This is a genomic window from Polynucleobacter sp. 35-46-11 (assembly GCF_002281105.1).
Genome location: NZ_NCFJ01000134.1, coordinates 1 through 5,716 on the forward strand (window position 1 = coordinate 1; position 5,716 = coordinate 5,716).

A 5,716-nucleotide genomic window follows, 5' to 3' on the forward strand; every position below is an offset into this window, starting at 1 on the left:
AATGTGGGAAACGAGATTTACGTAATTGACACCCAAGTTACTCAGCAGGGTGCAGTCATTCCAGCTAAATTACTAGTCGAAAGACGTGAGAAATTAACGCGCAAAAAACGCTGGGAACAACAAGATGAGGATGAGCAGTATTCAGCAACCCAGCTTGATCGCAATATTGTTAACCCAGATCAAATTAGAACGGTAATTCGCACCTTCCGGGATAAATTGCCGGAGATATTTCCGGGGCGAACTGAGGTTCCTAAAACGCTCATTTTTGCCAAAACTGATAGTCATGCTGATGACATCATTCAAACGGTAAGAGAAGAGTTTGGAGAGGGCAATGCCTTTTGCAAAAAGATTACCTACAAAATCGACGAAGATCCTAAGTCGGTCCTCGCTCAATTTCGGAATGACTACTATCCCCGCATAGCAGTGACAGTGGATATGATTGCGACGGGAACGGATGTTAGACCCTTAGAGTGTCTCCTCTTCATGAGGGATGTGAAGAGTCGCAATTACTTTGAGCAAATGAAAGGGCGCGGAACTCGTACCCTGGATTTAGATGATCTAAGGAAGGTTACACCTTCAGCTGTTAGTGCTAAAACACACTATGTCATTGTCGATGCTGTTGGTGTAACTAAATCTTTAAAAACCGCAAGTCAGCCATTAATTACAAAGCCTACCATCCCTCTGAAGGACCTGGCTATGAGCGTCATGATGGGTGCCACCGATGAAGATACAGTCAGTTCGCTGGCTGCGCGTTTAGCGAGATTGACTAAACAGCTTGATCCCGATGATCAAAGACAAATCCGTCTTGCCGCTGGAGGTTTAGAGTTAACTCAAATTGTGGGGCAGCTTTTTAGCTCAATTGATACAGATAATGTGGAGGCTAAAGCATTGGATTTGGCAGGCCTTCCTGCTGGATCTGAATTAAGTGAAGAAAAACTACAGGAAGCGCAAGCCCAGCTAGTGTCAACAGTTGCGCAAGTTTTCAATGGCCCATTGGTCGATCTGATTGATTCTATTAGGCGCGAGAAAGAGCAGACAATTGATCGGGATAATTTAGATGTGCTACTAAGAGCTGAATGGGATGAGGATTCGGCATCAAACGCACAAGGCATGGTTGATGAGTTTGCCGAGTACTTAAAGGCAAATCAAGATAGCATCACGGCTTTGACAATATTCTTTAGTCAACCATTTCGCAGGCGTGAGCTAAGTTTTGATTTAATTCGGCAGGTGCTTGATAAATTAAAGATGGATAAGCCTAAGCTTGCCCCACTGAGGGTTTGGCACGCCTATCGGCAATTGGATGAGTACAAAGGCTCTCAGCCAGCAAATGAGCTAACTGCTTTGGTGGCTTTAATTCGCAGGGTATGTGAAATAGATGGCAAGATCTCGCCATTTGATGAAACGGTACGTCGAAACTTCCAAAACTGGGTAATGAAGCACCACTCTGGTGGCGGAGAGAAGTTTAATGAGGAGCAAATGCAATGGTTAAGGATGATCCGAGACCATGTGGCAAACTCCTTCCATATAGAGCGTAATGACTTAGAAATGTCACCCTTTGATGGGCAAGGCGGATTAGGAAAAATGTATCAACTATTTGGTGAAAAGATGGATCCGCTAATTGATGAATTGAATGAAGTGTTGGTTGCTTAAGAATGTCTGGGATAAAGGCTAAAGTTCCATGTTCATGGCAGCTAGTAAAGCTTGGTGACTTTGTACAGAGTCAAAAAGGTAAAAAGTCTAAAAACGAAGCCAAGGAAAAATCTTCTTCGCACCCAATTCCATATGTAGATATTCAGGCTTTTGAGGAGAAGATTGTCCGTACATGGACTGATGGCGTAGGTTGCCATCCATGTTACGAGTCTGACTTTTTAATGGTTTGGGATGGGTCTCGATCTGGTTTGGTGGGAAAAGGGGTGAATGGCGCTCTTGGGAGCACTCTGGTACGCATTAACTTTCCAATGATGGTGAATGATTACGCATACTATTTTTTGCAGTCGAAATATCAGCAAATAAATACGAGAGCCAAAGGAAGTGGGACGCCCCACGTAGATCCTGATTTACTTTGGAACTATGACTTTCCGATTCCGCCGTTAGCTGAGCAACATCGGATCGTCCAAAAAATTGAAGAGTTATTTTCTGAGTTGGATAAAGGGGTTGAAAATCTTAAGCTCGCACAAGAGCAGCTTAAGGTTTATCGCCAAGCCCTACTAAAGGATGCTTTTGAGGGTAAATTGACTACTCAATGGCGAGAAAAAACGCTGGGAAATATTGAGAGTGCCTTTGAATTAAAAAAAAGAATTCGGATGGAGGCGATAGATTTATACCAACGTGAATTTTCCCTGTGGAAGTCATCTGCAAAGGTTAGGCGGAAGCCTCGACCTTTGAAGTTTCCTCCTGAGCTAGCATTGGAGGAGCGTCAAAAATTATGCAATCTACCTGATTGCTGGTCTTTTGAAAAATTGGGTGAATTATTTAAGGTTTATGTTGGGTCTACCCCTAGTAGAAAGTCTCCAGATTTTTGGGGGGGATCGATTCCATGGATATCCAGTGGGGAGGTTTCCTTTTGCTTGATAAACGATACAAAAGAGAAAATTACGCAGCGTGGCTATGAGAGTATTTCTGCGCATATTCATCCCCCTGGAACCTTGATGTTGGCGATGATTGGTGAGGGTAAAACCCGTGGACAAGTTGCAATCTTGGGTGTCGAGGCATCACATAATCAAAATACCGCAGCCATTAGAGTTGCTGGGTCTGGGGTTCCCCCTCTTTATTTATATCACTACCTTACCTATTGCTATGAGAATACAAGAAAACTAGGGTCAGGCAATAACCAAAAAGCACTTAATATGGATAGAGTTGAAAATTTAATATTTCCATTGACTAGTATTCGGGAGATGGAGGAAGTGGTCCAGATTATTGATCAAAAACTTTCAATAATTGAAGTATTTGATGGAAATATTAAAACTGCAATAAATTGCTCCGAGAGCCTTCGCCAATCAATTCTGCAAAAAGCATTCTCAGGGCAGTTAGTGCGACAAGACCCCAATGATGAACCCGCATCCGAATTACTCTCCCGGATCAAAGCAGAAGTTGCTAAATCAAAACCTATAAAAAAGAAAAAAGCCGCATGAACGCTACCGCATCAATTGTTACCAAGGTCTGGAGTTTCTGCACCGTTCTTAAAGATGACGGTGTTAGCTATGGCGACTATCTAGAGCAGCTCACGTATTTAATCTTCCTAAAGATGGCTGATGAATATAGTCAACCACCCTATAACCGTAAAGTTGGTATTCCTAAGGCATATGACTGGAATAGCTTAAAGTCAAAGCGCGGTGCTGAACTAGAAGTTCACTATGTAACCCTATTGCGTGAGCTTGCTAATAAGCCGGGAATGCTGGGCACAATTTTTACTAAATCCCAAAATAAGATTCAGGACCCGGCCAAACTCTCTCGCCTTATTGAGCTAGTCAATGAGACTAAGTGGGTAACAATGGGGGCGGATGTAAAGGGCGATATCTATGAGGGCTTACTAGAGCGCAATGCTGAGGATACAAAGTCCGGAGCAGGTCAATACTTTACGCCTAGAGCTTTAATTAAGGCCATGGTTGAGTGTGTGAGGCCAGAGCCAAGCAAAACCATTGCTGATCCAGCAGCGGGCACGGGCGGGTTTTTCTTAGCCGCCTATGACTTTCTAGTTAGCGCCCATCAAATGAATCAATCGCAAAAGGCATTTTTAAAGCGTGAAACTTTTTTTGGTAATGAGATTGTTGCTGGAACGCGTCGATTGGCCCTAATGAATATGTTCTTGCACAACATTGGGGAAATCGATGGTGAAAGTATGATTTCCCCTAATGATGCATTGGTAGCCGATAGTGGTAAGCGATTTGATTACGTGCTGGCAAACCCGCCATTTGGTAAAAAAAGCTCCATGAGCTTTACGAATGATGAAGGTGAGCAGGAAAAGGATGAGCTAACTTACAACCGCCAGGATTTTTGGGCTACTACATCTAATAAACAGCTTAACTTCGTGCAGCACATTCGTACTATGCTCAAAACTACTGGGCGGGCAGCAATAGTTGTTCCGGACAATGTCTTGTTTGAGGGCGGTGCCGGCGAGACAGTTCGCAAAAAGCTTTTAGAGAATACAGACTTGCATACGATTTTGCGTCTTCCAACGGGCATTTTCTATGCTAACGGCGTAAAAGCAAATGTTTTATTTTTCGATAATCATGCGGCCAGTAAGGAGCCCTGGACTAAGGAAGTTTGGTTTTACGATTATCGAACTAATATCCACCATACTCAGAAAAAGAAGCCATTACGGCCAGAAGATTTAAAGGAGTTTATAGACTGCTATAACCCGTTAGATCGCCATAAGCGTAAAGAACTGTGGAATGAGCAGAAAAATCCTGAGGGACGCTGGCGTAAATTTAGCTATGAGCAAATTGTGGCCCGTGATAAGACAAGCTTAGACATATTTTGGTTGAAGGATAAGAGTCTGGCTGATTTAGATAATCTGCCAGAGCCTGAGGTATTAGCCGAGGAAATTGTTCAAAATATTGAGGCTGCACTTAATAGTTTTAGGGAAGTGGCATCGGGGCTCTAATTAAATAAGGCGCGGACATGAAAACACTCTACATTGATATGGATAACGTATTAGTGGATTTCCCATCAGGAATCGCAAGAACCCCTGAGCATATACAAGACCAGTACGAAGACCGATTAGATGAAGTCCCTGGCATCTTCTATTTGATGGATCCAATTCCAGGGGCAATTGCCGCATATGAGGAGTTGGCTACCATGTTCGACACCTATATTCTTTCAACTGCACCATGGGGTAACCCAAGTGCATGGTCTGATAAGTTGCTATGGGTGAAAGACTATCTGGGTAAGGCAGCATATAAACGCTTAATTCTAGGCCACCATAAGAATCTTAATGATGGAGATTTTTTGGTGGATGACCGCCTAAAAAATGGGGTAGATAGATTCAAGGGTGAACATATTCACTTCGCTACTCCTGAGTTTCCCGACTGGGAAACTGTTGTCCGCTATTTAAAGACCAAGGTCTAGAGTATTTCTATAGCGCCATTGCCGGCCTAACTTGGCTTTGCTTTTGAGATATTCATATGGATCAAAGGCATCCAGATTATCAACTCCGCGAATGCATGGTACTGGGCCATAATTTAAATACTCTTGCATCAAAGCGTGTCCAGCGAGAGATGAATATCGCGGTTTGCATAAGACCCGATCAATCACTCTCCTGCATGCATCCACTGCATGCGCCAGATCTTCATAGTTCCCAATTTCAATCCAAGCACTCTCATCTATGGGTCGGTTATGGTCAAAGACCTCAACGCTAAGTCGCTTGGATAAATTCACTGCATGCATAGTTATCTCCTGAGTTTTCCGTAGGATAGATAGCTTAACCTCAGGAGATAGCCATTTTTCAATTGGTGGATTGCTTTGTCCTTTCTCGAATAAAGGCCTGGACCTGCTCAATCGTCCAAAACGACGATCTTCCTATCTTGATTGGTTTTGGAAATTCACCTTTCTGCACCATGAGCCAAAACTTGGATTTAGAAATCGGCATTATTTTCAAAATTTGAGGAATTCGCATTAAGGTCACGTTCATATCTCTAGATGTGATGTCATTCATGATTATTTCCTTAGCGGGCGCGTTTTACATTTTTACGATAAACCTGCAACGCCATCTTTGCAG

General features: G+C 43.1%; 6 protein-coding genes. 4 read left to right on the forward strand and 2 right to left on the reverse strand.

Translation table 11 applies throughout. The features are described 5' to 3' along the window. From B7Y67_RS09915 to B7Y67_RS09930, 4 genes are all read left to right on the forward strand, one after another. Window positions 1–1,650 (forward strand): type I restriction-modification enzyme R subunit C-terminal domain-containing protein (locus B7Y67_RS09915; RefSeq protein ID WP_293598506.1); only part of this gene is annotated, 1,650 nt, incomplete at its 5' end. Window positions 1,651–1,652: 2 nt separating this feature from the next. Next, the gene (locus B7Y67_RS09920) at window positions 1,653–3,131 is read left to right on the forward strand and encodes a restriction endonuclease subunit S (RefSeq protein ID WP_293598507.1); all 1,479 of its coding nucleotides are present in this window, start codon (window positions 1,653–1,655) and stop codon (window positions 3,129–3,131) included. Then, window positions 3,128–4,603, forward strand: a complete 1,476-nt coding sequence (locus B7Y67_RS09925) for a class I SAM-dependent DNA methyltransferase (protein ID WP_293598508.1) — start codon at window positions 3,128–3,130, stop codon at window positions 4,601–4,603. Before B7Y67_RS09920 ends, B7Y67_RS09925 begins: the two co-directional genes overlap by 4 nt. Window positions 4,604–4,620: 17 nt before the next feature. Continuing rightward, window positions 4,621–5,067: a hypothetical protein gene (locus B7Y67_RS09930; RefSeq protein ID WP_293598509.1), complete on the forward strand. Its 447-nt coding sequence runs from the start codon at window positions 4,621–4,623 to the stop codon at window positions 5,065–5,067. Here the strand turns inward: B7Y67_RS09930 and B7Y67_RS09935 are convergent. Then, the gene (locus B7Y67_RS09935) at window positions 5,050–5,385 is read right to left on the reverse strand and encodes a hypothetical protein (RefSeq protein WP_293598510.1); all 336 of its coding nucleotides are present in this window, start codon (window positions 5,383–5,385) and stop codon (window positions 5,050–5,052) included. The two genes, B7Y67_RS09930 and B7Y67_RS09935, sit on opposite strands and share 18 nt — an antisense overlap. Window positions 5,386–5,443: 58 nt before the next feature. Further along, the gene (locus tag B7Y67_RS09940) at window positions 5,444–5,653 is read right to left on the reverse strand and encodes an AlpA family transcriptional regulator (protein ID WP_293598511.1); all 210 of its coding nucleotides are present in this window, start codon (window positions 5,651–5,653) and stop codon (window positions 5,444–5,446) included. Window positions 5,654–5,716: the final 63 nt, after the last annotated feature.